15 protein-coding genes are annotated in these 16,517 nt (G+C 75.8%); 6 read left to right on the forward strand and 9 right to left on the reverse strand.

Annotation, left to right across the window (positions count from 1 at the left end; translation table 11 throughout):
- Position 1: 1 nt before the first annotated feature.
- Entirely contained in the window at positions 2-1,162 is a 1,161-nt protein-coding gene (gene chrA / locus ACRAKJ_RS23950) for a chromate efflux transporter (protein ID WP_438922078.1), read from the reverse strand.
- Between the two features lie 124 nt (positions 1,163-1,286).
- A complete protein-coding gene (locus ACRAKJ_RS23955) occupies positions 1,287-1,778 on the reverse strand; it encodes a YfcE family phosphodiesterase (protein WP_438922079.1) in 492 nt (163 codons plus the stop codon).
- 138 nt (positions 1,779-1,916) lie between these two features.
- On the opposite strand from ACRAKJ_RS23955, the gene ACRAKJ_RS23960 reads away from it, so the two are divergent.
- The gene (locus tag ACRAKJ_RS23960; RefSeq protein WP_438922080.1) at positions 1,917-3,116 is read left to right on the forward strand and encodes a glycosyltransferase; all 1,200 of its coding nucleotides are present in this window, start codon (positions 1,917-1,919) and stop codon (positions 3,114-3,116) included.
- On the opposite strand, the gene ACRAKJ_RS23965 is transcribed toward ACRAKJ_RS23960, so the two are convergent.
- Complete coding sequence (locus tag ACRAKJ_RS23965) at positions 3,104-3,520, reverse strand: DUF6292 family protein (RefSeq protein ID WP_438922081.1); 417 nt, start codon at positions 3,518-3,520, stop codon at positions 3,104-3,106. The genes ACRAKJ_RS23960 and ACRAKJ_RS23965 overlap by 13 nt on opposite strands.
- Before the next feature lie 99 nt (positions 3,521-3,619).
- Between ACRAKJ_RS23965 and ACRAKJ_RS23970 the strand changes: the two genes are divergently transcribed.
- Positions 3,620-4,291, forward strand: coding sequence for a DUF1990 family protein (locus ACRAKJ_RS23970; RefSeq protein ID WP_438922082.1), 672 nt, complete (start codon positions 3,620-3,622; stop codon positions 4,289-4,291).
- 34 nt (positions 4,292-4,325) lie between these two features.
- On the forward strand, positions 4,326-5,375 hold the full coding sequence (locus ACRAKJ_RS23975) for an NAD-dependent epimerase/dehydratase family protein (protein ID WP_438922083.1): 1,050 nt from the start codon (positions 4,326-4,328) through the stop codon (positions 5,373-5,375).
- Here ACRAKJ_RS23975 and ACRAKJ_RS23980 read toward each other — a convergent pair.
- Together ACRAKJ_RS23980 and ACRAKJ_RS23985 are read right to left on the reverse strand one after the other, a co-directional pair.
- On the reverse strand, positions 5,368-6,546 hold the full coding sequence (locus ACRAKJ_RS23980; RefSeq protein WP_438922084.1) for an MFS transporter: 1,179 nt from the start codon (positions 6,544-6,546) through the stop codon (positions 5,368-5,370). The genes ACRAKJ_RS23975 and ACRAKJ_RS23980 overlap by 8 nt on opposite strands.
- A gap of 330 nt (positions 6,547-6,876) precedes the next feature.
- A complete protein-coding gene (locus tag ACRAKJ_RS23985) occupies positions 6,877-7,386 on the reverse strand; it encodes a MarR family transcriptional regulator (RefSeq protein ID WP_438922085.1) in 510 nt (169 codons plus the stop codon).
- Between the two features lie 41 nt (positions 7,387-7,427).
- Between ACRAKJ_RS23985 and ACRAKJ_RS23990 the strand changes: the two genes are divergently transcribed.
- Positions 7,428-8,411, forward strand: coding sequence for an EamA family transporter (locus ACRAKJ_RS23990; protein ID WP_438922086.1), 984 nt, complete (start codon positions 7,428-7,430; stop codon positions 8,409-8,411).
- A 55-nt stretch (positions 8,412-8,466) separates the two neighbouring features.
- Positions 8,467-9,876, forward strand: coding sequence for a PKD domain-containing protein (locus ACRAKJ_RS23995; protein ID WP_447008667.1), 1,410 nt, complete (start codon positions 8,467-8,469; stop codon positions 9,874-9,876).
- A 70-nt stretch (positions 9,877-9,946) separates the two neighbouring features.
- Here ACRAKJ_RS23995 and ACRAKJ_RS24000 read toward each other — a convergent pair whose 3' ends face one another.
- From ACRAKJ_RS24000 to ACRAKJ_RS24010, 3 genes are all read right to left on the reverse strand, one after another.
- Positions 9,947-11,413 (reverse strand): aldehyde dehydrogenase family protein, encoded by a 1,467-nt coding sequence (locus ACRAKJ_RS24000; protein ID WP_438922088.1) that lies wholly within the window; start codon positions 11,411-11,413, stop codon positions 9,947-9,949.
- A gap of 209 nt (positions 11,414-11,622) precedes the next feature.
- Positions 11,623-12,504, reverse strand: coding sequence for an NYN domain-containing protein (locus ACRAKJ_RS24005; protein WP_447008668.1), 882 nt, complete (start codon positions 12,502-12,504; stop codon positions 11,623-11,625).
- Between the two features lie 24 nt (positions 12,505-12,528).
- A complete protein-coding gene (locus tag ACRAKJ_RS24010; protein WP_438926853.1) occupies positions 12,529-14,025 on the reverse strand; it encodes a protein kinase domain-containing protein in 1,497 nt (498 codons plus the stop codon).
- A 268-nt stretch (positions 14,026-14,293) separates the two neighbouring features.
- Here ACRAKJ_RS24010 and ACRAKJ_RS24015 point away from each other — a divergent pair, with 268 nt between their 5' ends.
- Positions 14,294-15,082: an NPP1 family protein gene (locus tag ACRAKJ_RS24015; protein WP_438926856.1), complete on the forward strand. Its 789-nt coding sequence runs from the start codon at positions 14,294-14,296 to the stop codon at positions 15,080-15,082.
- Between the two features lie 40 nt (positions 15,083-15,122).
- Here ACRAKJ_RS24015 and ACRAKJ_RS24020 read toward each other — a convergent pair whose 3' ends face one another.
- Entirely contained in the window at positions 15,123-16,484 is a 1,362-nt protein-coding gene (locus tag ACRAKJ_RS24020; protein ID WP_438926854.1) for a cellulase family glycosylhydrolase, read from the reverse strand.
- Positions 16,485-16,517: the final 33 nt, after the last annotated feature.

Below are 16,517 nucleotides of genomic sequence, written 5' to 3' on the forward strand. Positions count from 1 at the left end.
GTCAGAGCACGGCGACCAGCACGCCGACCGCACCGGAGAGCAGCAGGGCGCTCACCACGCCGCGCTTGAGCGCGAGCAGCCACAGCAGGGCCGCGCCGAGCAGCGCGAACTGCCACGGCTGGTGCAGCGACCAGGCCAGCGGGAGGGTCGACCCGCCGATCGCGCCGATCGCGGCGGCGCCCGCGCCGGTCAGGAACGCCTGCGCGCGGGCGTTGTCGCGCAGGCGCTCCAGCCTCGGCCCGACCGCGACCACCATGGCGAACGACGGCGCGAACGCGACGAACGCGGCCAGCAGCCCGCCGCCGAGCCCGGCGGCGGCGTAGCCGACCACCGCGACGGTCTGCACGACCGGACCCGGGGTGATCTGGCCCAGCGCCACCGCGTTGAGGAACTGGGCGTCCGACATCCACCCGTAGGTGTGCACGGCGTCCTGGCGCATCATCGGGATGATCACGAACCCGCCGCCGTACGAGAGCGCGCCGACCTTCGCCGCCACCCAGGCCACCGCGCCGAGCCCGCCGCCGACCGCGGGCAGCGCGAGCACCGCGGGCCACGCCGCGCGCCGGCCCGGCGCGGTCCGCGCCCCGACCTCCACCGCGCCCGACACCAGGAGCACCAGCACCAGCCAGGGGCCGGTGAGCGCCGCGGCCACGCCGCCGGCGAGCAGGTGCAGCACCCAGCGCAGCCGGGCCGCCCGCGACGCGCCCGCCCGGTGCCGACTGCCCGGGACCAGGCCCCACGCCGCGTGCACCGCGACCGCGGGCACGGCCGCGCCCGCGCCGGCCGCCGCGCCGAGCACCCACGCCGGCGCGTCGTCGGCGAGGAACAGCGCGGCGAGCGCGAGGATCAGCACCAGGCCCGGCACGATGAAGCAGACGCCGCCGAGCACGGCGCCGGGCACGCCGCGCAACCGCCACGCGCACAGGATCGCCAGCTGCGTCGAGGCGGGGCCGGGCAGCAGGTTGGTGACCGCGACGCCGTCCTCGAACTCCCGCTCGGTGAGCCACCCGCGCCGGGTGACGCACAGGTCGCGCAGCATCGCGATGTGCGCGGGCGGCCCGCCGAAGCCGAGGCACCCGATGCGCCCCCACTCGCGGACGATCGTCCCCAGGCCGACCCGCGCCCGCCGTTCGTCCCCGCTCCGCCGCGTCGCCCCCGCCACCCGATCAGCCTATCCGGCGGCGCGCGGCGCGCTCGGGGGTGCCGGTGGCGCGTCCGGGGGGTGCCGGTGGCGCGTCCGGGGGTGCCGGTGGCGCGTCCGGGGGCGGCGGTGGCGCGTCCGGGGGTCAGGTGACCTCGACGATCCGGGCGTCGAGCAGCGCGCCGTCCTCGACGTGCAGCAGCCCGACCGTGCCGTGCGGTTGGCGGCGGCGGTCCGTGGGCGAACCGGGGTTGAACACGCGCACGCCGTCGCCGGTGACGTCCATCGGGATGTGCGAGTGCCCGAACACCACCAGGTCCGCGCGGGGGAACCGGCGGCGCATCCGCGCGGTGCGCCCGGTCGCCTGGCCGCTGTCGTGGACCATCGCCACCCGCAGCCCGGCCAGCTCCAGCTCGACCTCCTCGGGCGCGCCCCAGGCGGCCACGTCCGGGCCGTCGTTGTTGCCGCGCACGACGGTGAGCGGCGCGTACTGCGCCAACTCGTCCAGCACCGGGGCGACGCAGACGTCACCGGCGTGCAGGACCGCGTCCGCGCGGCGCAGGTGCGCCGCCACGGCGGGCGGGCACGACTTCCACCGGCGCGGCGCGTGCGTGTCCGAGAGCACCACCACCCGCATGGCCGTGAGGTACCCGCGACGCCGGAAGTTTCACCCGTCCACCCCTCCTGATTGCTTGTACGGTTCCGGGAAGGGTGCTGGACGAGGTTGAGACCACAGCCGGCCTGACACTCGTGTCGCAAGGCTGGAGGCTGACCCGTGAAGATCGCCGTGGTGTCCGCGCACGCCAACCCCCTGGCGGTGCTGTCCGACGCCGAAGCAGGTGGCCAGGACGTGCACGTGGCCGAACTGGCCGCGGCCTTGGCCAAGCGCGGCGACGAGGTGGTGGTGCACACCCGCCGCGATTCCGCGGAGCAGCCGGAAGTGGTGCGCACCGCGCACGGGTTCGCCGTGCACACCATCCCCGCCGGGCCGCCGGGACCGGTCGGGCAGGACGAGCTGCTGCCCCACCTGGAGGACTTCACCCGCGTGCTGCGCGGGTGGTGGCGGGCCGACCCGCCCGAGGTGGTGCACGCGCACTCCTGGACGTCGGGGCTGCCGTCCGTGCTCGCCGCGCGGCGCATCGACGTGCCGGTGGTGCAGAGCTTCTACGAACTGGGCGGTGTCGAGCGGCGCGGCGGACCGGCCGTGCCGTCCCAACGGGTGACGGCCGAACGGCTGATAGGGCGGGAGGCCAAGGCCGTGGTGGCCTCGTCGAGCGAGGAGGTGGCCGACCTGGTGGGCGCGGGCGTGCCCCGGCGGCGGATCACGCTGGTGCCGCCGGCCGTGGACGTGCGGCGGTTCACCCCGGACGGCCCGCGGCTCGCGCGGTCGCTGCCGCACCGGATCGTGGTGACCGCGGACGGCGCCGAGGAGCCGATCAGCGCGCTGCGCTCGGTGTGGGACGCGGAGCTCGTCGTCCTCGGCGGCGCCCCCGCCGAGGTGCACCGGTTGCGCGAGCACGCCCGCGAGGTGGACGTCGCCGACCGCGTGCGGCTCGTCGGCCGGGTGAGCAGGGCCGCGATGCCCTCGCTGCTGCGCTCCGCCGACCTGGCGCTGTGCACCACGTGGGACGGCACGGCCCGCACCCTGCCGCTGGAGGCGATGGCGTGCGGGCTGCCGGTCGTCGCCGCCTCGGTCGGCGGGTTGCGCGACGTGGTCGTGGACGGCGTCACCGGGGTCCTCGTGCCGCCCAACGACGCGACCGCCCTGGTCCGCACCCTGCGCCCGCTGCTGGCCGACCCGGCCCGCCGGGGCGCGCAGGGCTCGGCGGGCATCGACCGGGCCGGGTCGCGCTACGACGTGCACCGGATCGCCCACGCGACGGCGGGCGTGTACCGCCGGGTGACCGGGTCGGCGGAGGCCGGGGTCGACTCCCGGGGCCAGGACGGGTGGGGCGCCGGCGGTCAGGCCGGGTAGCCGCTCAACCTGACCAGCAGGTCGTCGTCCGCGCCCACCGTGCGCAACCGGATCGGGCGCGGGTCGCCGGGGTGCTCGCCCCGCAGGAGCGCGTCCACGAACTCGCGCACCTCGGCCGGTCGCGGCAGGACCTCGCCGCCGAGGTGGGCGAGCACGGCCAGGTCGTCGCCCGCCCGCGTCTCCACCGCCACCGCCCAGCCGCGCTCCTCGTCCCACACCAGCGCGATGTCGCGGCCGGGGAACGTCGGCGCGTGCCCCTCCACCGCCAGGTAGGCGCCGGCGGGCGGTCCGGGCTCCACGAAGGAGCACTCGCCGGTCACACCCATCGCCACCGCCACGGCCCGCACGTACCGCTGGAGGCCGAGCACGGGCGCGTCGTCGAAGTCGGATTCCTGTTCGCGCACGTCACCCACCTCCTCGCCCGGCCGACTACCCGTTCCCCTCCGCGCCAAACGCGGTTTCGGACCAACTCCCCCGGCAACCCGCGTGGCGGAGGTGGCGCCGTGCGGGTGAGGGTGGCCGGTGGGACGGACGCGGGTGGGCTGGACGTGGTGGCCGCGGTGCGGTCCCTGCGCGGCCGGGAGCTGAACTACGACCCGGCCGAGGTCGGGCCGGACGGGTGGGTGTTCGACGTGCACCGGCGCGTGCTCGGGCGCGAGGCGGCGGGCACGCCGGAGGACGGCGGGCTGTGGGCGCGGGCCCGCGAGGTGATCGAGGAGTACGGGTTCACGCCGCCGGAGGTGGTGCGCGGCCACTACCTGCGCGGCACGCCCCTGCTCGGGCGGGACGTGCTGCTGGAGGCCCGCCTGCCGGGGCTGCGGTTCCTGATGGGCGTGCGGATCACGGCCGTGCGCGACGACGCCGACGACGAGCGGACCACGTGGGGCTGGAGCTACGAGACGCTGCGCGGGCACCTGGAGCGCGGCCGCGTCGACTACGAGCTGGTCAAGCACCACCGGTCGGGTGAGGTGGAGTTCCTGGCGCGCAGCTACTCGCAGCTGCACCCCCGCGCGCCGTGGTGGGTGCGCACGGGCTGGCGGTGGCTGGGTCGGCGCACGCAGCTGCGGTTCTACCGGCGGGCCGGTGAGCACCTGACGCACCGGGCCGAGGTGGTCGAGGTCCCCTCGGGCGGTGGACGCCGGTGGGGCGTGGTCGTCCTCGATCCGGTGAGTTGAGCGTGCGCCCGGCCGGACGGGGTAGCCCGCCGACGTGAGGATCGTGATCACCGGGGCATCCGGCAACGTGGGAACGGGCGTGCTGCGCGCCCTGGCCGCCGAGGGAGGGCACGAGGTGGTGGGCCTGTGCAGGCGCCCGCCCGACCCCGTGCCGCCGTACGACAGCGCCGTGTGGCACCGGTGCGACCTGGCCGACAGCCGGTCGCGGGCGGTGCTCGACGAGGTGCTGCCGGGCGCGGACGCCGTCGTGCACCTGGCGTGGATGTTCCAGCCGCTGCGCGACGCCGGGCTGCTGCACCGCACCAACTACGCGGGCACGCTCGGGGTGCTCGACGCGGCGAGGCGGGCGGGCGTGCCGCACGTGGTGCACGCGTCGTCGATCGCCGTGTACGGCCCGGCGGGCGCGGAGCCGGTGGACGAGACGTGGCCCGCGACGGGCGTGCCCGGCTCGGTCTACGGCCAGGGCAAGGCCGAGGTGGAGGCGGAGCTGCGGCGGTTCGCCACCGAGAACCCGGAGATCGCGGTCGCCTCGGTGCGGCCCACGCTGGTCGCGCAGCGCGAGGCGTCGGCGAGCTTCCTCGCGCTGTTCTTCGACCCGGTCGTGCCGCAGTGGCTGCTCCGGCTGGTCGAGCGCGGCGCGCTGCCCGTGCTGCCGCTGCCCTCGGACCTGCGCGTGCAGTTCGTGCACGCCGACGACGTGGGCGACGCGGTGGTGCGGGTGCTGCGGGCGCGGGCGAGCGGCGCGTTCAACGTCGCCGCCGACCCGGTGTTCACCGCGGACGACCTGGCCGCCCTCTTCGGCGCACGCGCGCTGCCCGTGCCGACCGGCCTGGTGCGGGCGGCGGTGAGCGCCCTGTGGCGGCTGCGGGTGCTGCGCGCGTCGCCGGGCTGGTTCGACGTCGGCCTGAGGTCGCCGGTCGTGGACACCACCCGGGCCCGCGTCGAGCTGGGCTGGGAACCCCGGGTGAGCGGCGAGGACGCCGCCCTCGAACAGCTGCGCGGGATGGCCGACGGCGTGGAGGGCGGCGCACCCGCCCTGCGCCGGGGGCGGCTCGCCGGGACGCGCGGGCAGCGGCTCAGCTGACCGGGCGCGCGTCCACCCGCAGCGCCACGAGCACCGCCGCCGCGGTGAGCGCGCCGAACGCGACCGCCGCGCCGGTGAACCCGGCAACGCCGAGGCCGACGCCCCCGGCCGCCGCGCCCGCGAACGTGCCGACGCTCATGGCCGCGCCGTGCACGCCGAGGGCCGCGCCGCGCGACGCGCCCGCGCGCTCGACGAGGAGCGTGACGAGGCACGCGGCGGCGGTGGCGTGGCTCGCGCCGAGGACGGCGGTGAGCACCAGCGCGAACGCCAGGGCGTGCACGTGGAAGACGGCCACCACGGCGAGCAGGGCGCACACCAGCGCGCACAGCAGCACCGGCCTGGCCGCCGCGCGCCCCGCGCCGACGTACCGGCCCGACAGCAGGTTGCCGAGGAAGAACGACGTGCCGCTGAGCGTCCAGACCAGCGCGAACGGCCCCGGCGCCAGGTCGAACCGCTCGTCGTAGAACGCGGCCAGGTACGACAGGTAGCCCATGAACGCGGCGGTGCGCAGCAGGGCGACGGCGAGCAGCGGGCGCACGTGGGCCAGCGCGCGGAACGCGGCCAGGTAGCCGACCCGTTCGGCGGCGGGCGCGGGCGCGGCGGGCCGGCGGGCCAGGACGGCGGCGAGCACGACCGCGACCACCGCGATGGCCACCAGGTCGCCGCGCCAGCCCCACAGCACGGCGGGCAGCGCCACCACGGGCGCGGCGAGCATCGCGGTCAGCGACTGGGTGGCGGTGACCAGCGTCGCCGCGCGGCCGGCGGCGGGTCCGTCGAACCGGTCGGCCGCCGCCGCGCCGAGCGCGGGCCCGAGCACCGCCATGGCCGCCCCGACCACCAGGCAGAACACCACCACCGCGGCGAACTCGGCGACCGCGCCGACCAGCGAGCCGACCGCGAGCAGCACGAGACCCCCCGCCGCCGCCCGCAGCCGGGGCACCCGGTCCAGCAGCGGGGCCAGCGCGGCACCCACCAGCAGCGCGGCCAGCCCGCCGAGCCCGCGCAGCCCGCCGACCACCGCCACGCCGCCGCCGGTCGTGTCGGCGATGGGCACGAGGAACGTGCTGAACACGGTGAACGGCAGCAGCAGCACGGCGGACGCGACGAGGACGGGCCCGAGGGCACGGGCCATCCGCAGGTCGCCGGGTACCGCCATCGGGTCAGCGCTCACGCCGTTCCTCCACCGGGTCGCGCGGCGGCTCGGGGCGGGCGAGCCTGGTCCACCTGATCTTGGCGGACGGCCGGGGCGCGCGACACCCCGCGCCGGTCGGCCCTTCGCACCAACCGGCCCTCTCGCCTCAGCCCACCCCGCACCGACCGGCGCCCGCGCCAGTCGGCCTCGCGCCAGCCTGCCTCGCGTCAGCCCACCCCACGCCAGCCAGCTTTTGCCAGCCAGCTCTCGCCTCAGCCCACCCCACGCCAGTCAGCCCCGCGCCAGTCGGCGACCGCGCCGGTCGGTTCCTGGCGCCGGTCGGTGCGCGGCGTCAGTCGGCGCGCGGCGTCAGTCGGCGCGCGGCGGTTCGAAGCGGGCCAGCCACGTGGTCAGGATCTGCTCCAACCGGGCGGCCTCCTCCGCGTCCAGGGCGTCGAGCAACTGCCGCTCGTTGGCCATGTGCTCGGTGAACGCCCGGTCGATCACGCGGAGGCCCGCTTCGGTCAGCGCGACCACCCGACGCCTGCCGTCGTCCCGCGCCGGGCGGCGGGCGACCAGGCCGTCGCGCTCCAGGCGGTCGATGCGCTTGGTGATCGCGCCGGTGGTGACCATGGTGTGCTGCGCCAGCTCGCCCGGTGCCCGCTCGTAGGGCGCGCCCGCGCGGCGCAGCGCGGCGAGCACGTCGAACTCCCCCTCCCCCAGGCCGTGCCGCCGGTAGACGACGGTGAGCTGCTCGGTCAGCACGGCCGCCAGCCGGTGCAGCCGGCCGATGACGCCCTGCGGCGTGACGTCGACGTCGGGCCGCTCGCGCGCCCACTCGGCCTGGATGCGGGCGACGCGGTCGGGGTGTGCGCTCATGGGTGGACATAGTAGCTTCCCTGGAAGCTATAGTCCCTTCCGTGGAAGCTATCAAGTGGGGCCTGGTCACGGCCGTCGCGCCGATCGCGTGGGGGGCGACCTACTACGTCACCCACCACTTCCTGCCCGCCGGGCACCCGCTGTGGGGCTCGGTCCTGCGCGCCCTGCCCGCCGGGCTGCTGCTGCTCCTGGTGCGCCGCCGGCTGCCGCGCGGCCGGTGGTGGTGGCGGTCGCTCGTGCTCGGCACGCTGAACACGGGCGCGTTCTTCGCGCTCGTCTACCTGGCCGCGCAGCTGCTGCCGACGAGCCTGGCCTCCACGGTCATGGCCACGTCGCCGGTGGTGATGATCGCCCTGGCGTGGCCGCTGCTCGGCGAACGGCCGCGCGCCCGCGCGGTGCTGGGCGCGCTCGTCGGCATCGGCGGCGTCGTGCTCATGCTGGCGTCCGGCGTGGACCGGGTCGACCCGGTCGGCGTCGCGGTGTCGGTCGCGGCGATGGCGATGTCCGCGTTCGGCCACGTGCTGACCAAGCGGTGGGGCGCGGGGACGGACGTGCTGTCGGTGACCGCGTGGCAGCTCGTCGCGGGCGGCCTGGTGCTCGTGGTGCCGGCGGTCGTCGCGGAGGGCGCTCCCCCGGCGCTGACGCCGACCGCGCTGGCCGGTTTCGCGTTCGTGTCGGTGGTCGCGACCGCGGTGGCGTTCGCCGCCTGGTTCACCGGCCTGCGCCACCTGGAGGCGGGCACGGTCGGCCTGATCGGGCTGCTCAACCCGGTGACCGGCGTGCTGCTCGGCGCTTCCCTGGCCGGCGAGCCGCTCACCGCCCACCAGGGCGCGGGCCTGGGGTTCGTCCTGCTCGGCGTGGTGCTGGGCCAGACCACCCGGCCGAACGGCCCGCGCGACGCCCGGCGCGTCCGTTCGAGTGGTGCGGCTGGGCCGGACGTGTCTCCCTCGTCGGGTGGCCCGGACGCGGGGCGACCCGGGGACGTCCACTGTCACCGGGGCCGGGCGGCCACGCCCGGGTGGTAGTTCCGAACGAGGGGGTCCATTCAGCATGCGCAGAACACGAAGACGCGGTTCGGCCGTGGCGGTCGCCGCACTGCTCGGTCTGCTCGTCCCCGGCGTCGCCCAGGCGGCGCCGCCCGCGAACGACGACTTCGACCAGGCCACGCCGATCACCGCACTCCCGTTCAGCGCCGAGCAGTCCGTCACCGACGCGACCTTCGCGGCCGACGACCCGTACGGCTGCGGCTACGACGACACCGTCTGGTTCGCCTACACGCCGGCCGAGGACGGCCACGTCACCGCGTCGACGGCCGGCGACTACGACACGGTCCTCGGCGCCTACACCGGCACCAGGGGGTCGCTGAGCCAGGTCGCCTGCAACGACGACAGCGGCGGCACGACCCGGTCGGTGGTCAACCTGTCCGTCAGGGCCGGCACCACCTACCACTTCGCCGTCGCCTCGTACAGCTCCCACGACGGCACCGCGCTCACGTTCACCGTCGTCCCGGGCGAGGTGCCGGCGAACGACGACTTCGCCGACGCCACCCCGGTTCCCGCGCTGCCCTTCGAGGTGGCGGCCGACACGACGTTCGCCGGTCCGGAACCCGGCGAGCCCGGCGGTGGGTGCGGAACGCCGGGCAAGTCCGTCTGGTACCGCCTGGCGGTCGCCGAGACCGGCTCCGTCTCGATCTCCGGCACGAGCTACTACGGCACGCTGTCGGCGTTCACCGGGACCTCGCCGACCGACCTCGCCGAGGTCCGCTGCACGTACGGGAGCGGGCCGCTCACGTTCCGCGCCGCGGCGGGCACGACGTACCACGTGCGCCTCGGCGACGCCGGCCCGTCGCGCCTGCGGTTCGCCACCGCCCAGCCGGTGCGGGCGGACTTCGGGTACTCGCCGTCCGCGCCGTCCACCGCGTCGCACGTCAACTTCTACGACCAGAGCTCCGACCCGGCGAACGGCGGTCAGCTCACCCACCACTGGGACTTCGGCGACGGCACGACCCACTCCGGCTACTACGCGCAGCACCGCTACGCGGCGGACGGCGACTACACCGCGACGCTGACCGTGACCACCGCGGACGGTCGGACGGACTCGGAGTCGAAGGCGGTGGGGGTGCGCACGCACGACGTCTTCATCAGCCGGTTCACCACGCCCGGTTCGGGGGTGGTGGGCAGGGCGAAACCGATCACCGTGCAGGTGCGGAACGGCCGGTACGACGAGCAGGTCACCGTGGTGCTCGAACGCAGCACCCCGGACGGCTGGGTCGAGTTCGGCCGCGCCACGCAGTACGTCCCGGCCACCCGCGCCGCGGACTTCCCGTTCCACTACGCGTTCCAGCCCGGGGACGGCACGCTCGGCAAGGTGACCTTCCGGGCCGTCGCGAACCTCGGGGCGAACAGCGACGCGCTGCCGCTGGACAACGAGGCGATCAGCGCGGCGACCACCGTGCAACCGGCGGGCGCGACCGGTCGCGACCTCCGCTGACGCGTGCCGGGCGGCCGGTCCCGACCAGGGGCCGGCCGCCCGGCGCACGGCGCGGTGCCGCCCGGACCGGTCAGATCGGGTAGTGGCGCTCGCCGCTCTGCACGGTGATCCAGCGGAGTTCGGTGAACTCCTCCAGGGCCGCCCGGGAGCCGAAGCGGCCCCAGCCGCTGGCCCCGACGCCGCCGAAGGGCATCTGCGGCTCGTCGTGGACGGTGGCGCCGTTGACGTGGCAGATGCCCGAGCGGATCCGGCGCGCCACGTCCAGCGCCGCCGCCGCGTCCCGGCCGAACACCGCGGCCGAGAGGCCGTACTCGGTGTCGTTCGCGATCCGCACGGCGTCGTCGACGCCCGCCGCCTCGGTGATCGTCAGCAGCGGGCCGAAGGACTCCTCGCGGTAGACCCGCATGTCCGGGGTCACGCCGCGCAGGACGGTCGGCCGCACGAGGAGCCCGTCGGCCGTGCCCCCGGCCAGGACCTCGGCGCCGCGCTCGCGGGCGTCCTCGACCAGCGCGAGCACGTGGTCGCGGGCGCCCGCGTGCACGACGGGGCCGATCTGCGACGACGGGTCGTCGGCGGGACCCGCGACCAGGTCCGCCGCGCGGGCCGCCAACCGCCGCGACAACTCGTCGACGATCGAGCGGTCGGCGACGACCCGTTCCGTCGACATGCAGATCTGGCCCTGGTTCAGGAAGGCGCCGAACCCGGCGGCGGCCGTCGCGGCGTCGAGGTCGGCGTCGGCGAGGACCACGAAGGGCGCCTTGCCGCCCAGTTCCAGCACGGTGCGGGTGAGGTGCCGCCCGGCCGTCTCGGCGATGATCCGGCCGACCCGCGTCGACCCGGTGAAGTTGACCCGGGTGACCGCCGGGTGCGCGATGAGCGCCTCCACGACCTCGGCCGCGTCCTGCGGCGCGTTGCTGACGAGGTTGACCGCGCCCGCCGGGACCCCCGCCTCGTGCAGCACCTCGACGATGACCGCCTGCGTGCACGGCACCTGCTCCGACGTCTTGAGGACGGCGGTGTTGCCGTGCACCAGGGGCAGCGCGACCGCCCGCGCGGCGAGGATCAGCGGGGCGTTCCACGGCGCGATGCCGACCACCACGCCGCACGGCTGCCGCACGGCCAGCGCGGTCAGGCCGGGCACGTCGGAGGGGATGACCTCGCCGACCGCCGAGTACGCCTGCGCGGCGGCCTCCACCAGCATCCCCCGCGCGAGGTGCACGTTGAACCCGCACCACAGCCGGGTCGCGCCCATCTCCCTGCGCATCAGGTCGGCCAGCTCCGCGGCGCGGTCGCCCAGCAGCGCGGACGCCCGCTGCAAGACCTCGCGGCGGTGGGCGGGCGGCGTCGCGGCCCAGGCCGGGAAGGCCGCCGAGGCCGCGTCGGCGGCGGCCCGGGCGTCCGCGGCGGACGCGGCGGCGACCCTGGCGATCGGGCGTCCGGTCGCCGCCTCCACCGTCCGCACGTACCGACCGCCCTCGGCCGGGCGCCGTTCGCCGCCGATGAACAGGTCCGAGGTGATGATGTCGTCCGTTGACATGGCTCTCCTCAGCACGGTGGTGCACCAGCCGAGCGGATGGGACGACGGTACCGGCGCGGGGGCGGCGGGGGAACGGGGCAAGGCCGGGTACCGCGTCGGTACCCGCCGCGCGGGTCCGCCGGAGCCGCGCCGGGCGGTCGCCGGCCCCGGCGGGTCGGCCGCGCCTGAGCATCCCTTGTGGACGGTCAAGCAGCGCGGGGACCGGGTCGCTAGCCCTGCTGACCGGGGACGGCCTGCTCGCGGCGGATCGCGTACGCCCTCGGGTACTTGCGGCCCGGGATCGGCGTCGGCGAGCCGGTGAACGACACCGGGGTGCCGGTGGGCAGCACGGTGTGCCCGTCGGGCAGGTCGTCGCGGGAGACGAACCACGAGCCGCCGCGGGTGTCGGTGATGAACCCGTGCGGCTGGCCGGCGCGCCAGCCGGTCACGGTGCCCCGGCGGCGACCGCGCGGCAGGCCCGCGGCGGACGCCACGACCCCGCCGGAGCGCACGAACGGCTGCCGCAGCGGGTAGTCGGCGCGGTCGGCGGGCGCGAACAGCACGTCGAAGTCGGGGGTCGCGGTCGCCGCCGCGCGCAGCGGCGCGGCGGTGCGCGGGGTCCAGGCGGGCGGCGGCGCGGCGGCGGACACCGGCCAGGACGCGTCGACGACCGGCACGAGGACGCGGACGCCGCGGGCGGTCAGCCGGGTCGCCAGCGGCGCGAAGTCGGCGTCGCCGGTCACCAGGACGACCCACTGGAGCGGCACGGCGGTGGCCCGCTCCCACACCTCCAGTGCGAAGTGGACGTCCACCCCCTTCTCCTTGCCGCCGTGCAGCGGGAGGTCGTGGCGGACGATCCCGGCGGCGGCCAGCACGGCGTCGAAGGACGTGGCCGGCGTCTCGATGCGCCCGCGCACGTAGTGCGCCTCGCGCAGCCGGCAGTCGTCGAGGGCGCGCCCGGTCTCGGCGTGGACGTACCAGCGCACCGCGTCGTGGAAGCCGTCGAGGGCGATCCGCGCGGCGCGGGGGTGCACCGTGGCGTAGAAGTCGCTCAGGTACGCGAACCACGTACCGTCGTAGAAGACCCCGATGTCCGCCGCGCCCTGCCCCACGCCGACGACTTTACCCGTCGCGGTTCAGCCGCCGGACGCGCAGGTGACGTCCAGGCGCGGCGTGCCGGGGCCGTTCGCGGTGAAGCCGAACGCGGTGGAGCCGTCCACGGGCAGCTCGGCGTTGTGGTCGGCGTTGGCGACCGTCACCGAACCGGCGCCCGTGGTGAGCGTGCCGTTCCAGAGGTTGCTGATCGCGTGGCCCTCCGGTTGGGGCCAGGTCACGGTCCACCCGGCGAGCGCCCGCGCGCCGGCGTTGCGCACGGTCACCTGCGCCTGGTAGCCGCCCGGCCAGGAGTTGGTGACGTCCAGGCGGGCGGTGCAGTCGGGTGACGGAGGCGGCGGCGGTGGGGTCGTGGTCGTCGTGGTGGCGGCGGTCGTGGTGGTGCCCGGCGCGGGACCCGCCAGGTCGGCCGGGTCGGCCGGGTCGCCGGCGCCCAGGGAGACGCCGATCGCGACCCCGGCGGCGAGCAGCACGGCGGCACCCGCGACGGACGCGACCCTGCGCCAGGGCACGCGGACCGGCTCGCGAACCGGCTCGGCGGGCGGCGCGGGGAGCGGCCGGGTGTCGCTGACCGGGCGCGCACCGTCGCCCACCGGCCCGTCACCCACCGGCCCGTCGTCCGTCGGCTCGTCCAGCGGAAACCCGTCGTGCCGGGACTCGTCGTGCCGGGACTCGTCGTGCCAGGTCTCGTCAGCGGGGGGTCCGCCGGGCAGGGGTCGGCCCGACACGACGTCGTCCAGCAGGGCGTGCGTCTCGGCCATCGTCGGCCGTTCCGCCGGGTCGCGGCGCAGCACGCGGGCCAGCACCTCTCCCAGTGGGCCGGGGAAGCGCAGCGGCGGCACCTGCCCCTCCACCACCCTCCTGAGCAGCGCGTACGGGTTGTCCGTCGTCCCGACCGGCGGGTGCCCCTCCAGTGCCGCGTAGAGCGTCGCGCCGAGCGAGTACACGTCCGAGGCGAACACCGCCTCCTCCCCCGCCGCCACCTCCGGCGCGAGGAACGCGGGTGTGCCGACGACGAGCCGCGCGTCGGTCACCGTGCCCTCGCCGATGGCCCGCGCGACGCCGAAGTCGACGATCTTCGCGGTGCCGTCGTCGGTCAGCAGGACGTTGAACGTGGTGACGTCCCGGTGCACGATCCCCACCGCGTGCGCCGCCGCCAGCGCCGACGCGACCTGCCACCCGACGCCCGCCACCAGCTCCTCCGGCAGCGGTCCGCGCTCGTCGACCAGCTCGGCCAGGGTCCGCGCCGGCAGGTACTCCATCACCAGGCACGGCTTGCCGCCGTGCTCGACGACGTCGTGCACGGTGATCGCGTGCGGGTGCCTGAGCCGGGCGGCGACGCGCCCCTCCCGCACGATCCGCTCCACGGCCCCCGGTGCGTCGGGCGCGCCGAGGAACTTCACCGCGACGATCCGTCCCAGCCGCTCGTCACGAGCCCGCCAGACGACCCCGCTGGCCCCGCGCCCGGCCAACTCCACCAGCCGATACCGCCCGGCGACGACTTCGTCCCGTTCCGACACGTTTTCGACGCTACTGCTCCGACCAGCCCACCGGCTACCTCCACCTGGCCCGTGCGTACGGTCGGTGCTTCGTGGCGAGCCGCCGGCGGGGTGGCCGGCTGGTGTTCGCCGCCTGTTCGCCGAGGGGCGACCAACGGCGGGTTGACCGCGCCGACCCCCTGCCGGGAACCTCTGAGCCGGTCGGTGGCCTCCGCGACACCGGCCGGCAGCCGCCGCCACCCGCGCCACTCGACACCGGATGGAGGGCATGGTCGTCGTGACCGCCCAGATGACGGACCACAGCCGGAGCACGCCCCGCGGCGGGCGGACCGCCGCCAGACTCGCGGGTGCGCTGCTGGGCGCCACCCTGCTCGCGGTGCTCGTGCCGGGGGCGGCGTGGGCCGACCCGCCGCCCGCGCTGCCGGGCAACGCCGCCGAGGCCGACGCCAAGTGGCAGCCCGCGTTCGACTACGACACCGACGGCTGCTACCCGACCCCGGCCATCTCGCCGACCGGCGCCCTGGCCACCGGGCTGAAGAACTCCGGCGCCCTCAACGGCAACTGCCGCGACCGGTCCGACCTGGACAACACCAACTCGTACTCGCGCTCCAAGTGCAACAACGGCTGGTGCGCCTACCTCTACGACCTGTACTTCGAGAAGGACCAGGCCGTGCCGGGCATCGACTGCTGCGGCCACCGCCACGACATCGAGCACGTCGTCGTGTGGGTGAACAACGACCAGGCGCAGTACGTCTCGACCTCCGCGCACGGCAGGTACTCGACGTACCCGCGCTCGCAGGTCGCCTGGGAGGGCACGCACCCCAAGGTCGTCTACCACAAGGACGGCCTGGGCACGCACTGCTTCCGCCTCGCGAGCGCGAACGAGCCGCCGGAGAACCACTACGGCGCGTGGCAGTACCCGGACCTGGTCAGCTGGGACCGCTTCCCCGCCGGCATCCGCGACATCCTGGTGAACGCGAACTTCGGCAGCGCGAGCCTGGCCATCAAGGACGGCGCGTTCGCCCACAACCTGTCGCAGGCCAAGCCCGCCGGCATCCCGTTCGACCCGAACGCCTGACGGCCCGGGTGACCGGTGCGGGGGACGTCCCCCGCACCGGTCAGCTCGCCGCGCAGGTGGGCGCGGGACTGCCGTTGGCGGTGCGCGACGACCCGGTGAAGCCGAACGAGGTCCTCGCGCCGGCGGCGAGGACGCCGTTGTAGGCCGCGTTGCGCGCCGTGACGGAGGAGCCGGAGCTGGTGACGGCGGCGTTCCAGGCGTTGGTGACGGCCTGGCCGTCGGGGAACGTCCACGACACCATCCAACCCCTGGTCGCCGAGTTCCCCGCGGTGACCTCGACCTCGGCCTGGAAACCGCCCTGCCACTGGTTGACGACCCGGTAGGTCGCGGTGCAGGTCGGTCCGCCCGGCGGGGTCGTGGTGGTCGTCGTGGTGGTCGTCGTGGTGGTCGTGGTGGTCGTGGTCGGCTGGGTGCCGCCGTAGACGGCGGCCTCCCTGGCGGTGGCCTTGATGCCGTCGGCGCCGTTGAAGATGCGCTGACCCCAGGTGGTGAGCCGGGCGGGGTCGAAGTCGGTGGCCATGTCCAGGACCGGGTCGGTGTTGCCGCTCCACGACCAGGCCAGGTAGCCCAGCCCCCGCTCCCGCGCCTCGCTCAGGATCGTCTCGTGGTCCACCTCGTTCGCGGCGAACCTCCAGCCGAACTCGCCGATGACGAGCGGCCAGCCGTTGGCCCGGAAGCGGTCGAGGTAGTCGGTGATGCTGGAGGCGGTGTTGAACACCGAGTACATGTGGATCGACAGCACGGTGTTGCGCGCGGTGTCGGCGTCCAGGACGGTCTGCGCGTTGTCCCGCATGACGTACTGCCAGTCCTGGCCCCAGTTCGGGCCGTCGACCATCAGCAGGTGCTGGAACCCGTTGGCGCGCATCTTCCTGATCGCGTCGGCGGTCGCGGCGGTCCACTGGGCCGCGTTCACGTTGCCGATCGGCTCGTTGCCGATGTTGATCACGACGTGGTCCTCCTGGCCGACCAGGGCGGCCTTCTGGCCGATCCAGTAGTCGGCCGCCTCGTCCAGCGACGCCGCCGCGCCCTCCTCGCCGTAGCCGGTGGTGTCGTGCACCTCCAGCACGCAGATCAACCGGTTCTGCTTGCACAGCGCGATCACGGCGGCCGTGTCCGTGGACGGCCCCCACCGCTTGCCGCTGCCCAGCACCACCCGGACGGTGTTCGCGCCCAGCGCCTTGACGTCGGCGAACGAACTGGTCCGCCCGGTGTACCACACGTGCGGGTGGTTCACGCCGCGCATCACGAACGGCTGCCCACCGGCCTCGACGACCCGCGTCCCGCTGACGTGCAGCCCCACCGCGGCACCGGCCCGCGGCGGCTCGGCGACCCCGAAACCGGTCGTCCCGAAGCCCGCGACGACGAGCAGCGCCGCACCGATGGCGGCGAACCTGGTCCTCATGTCTCCCGGCACCCTTCGTCACGATCCCCGGTG

The organism is Saccharothrix sp. DSM 118769 (assembly GCF_052936295.1).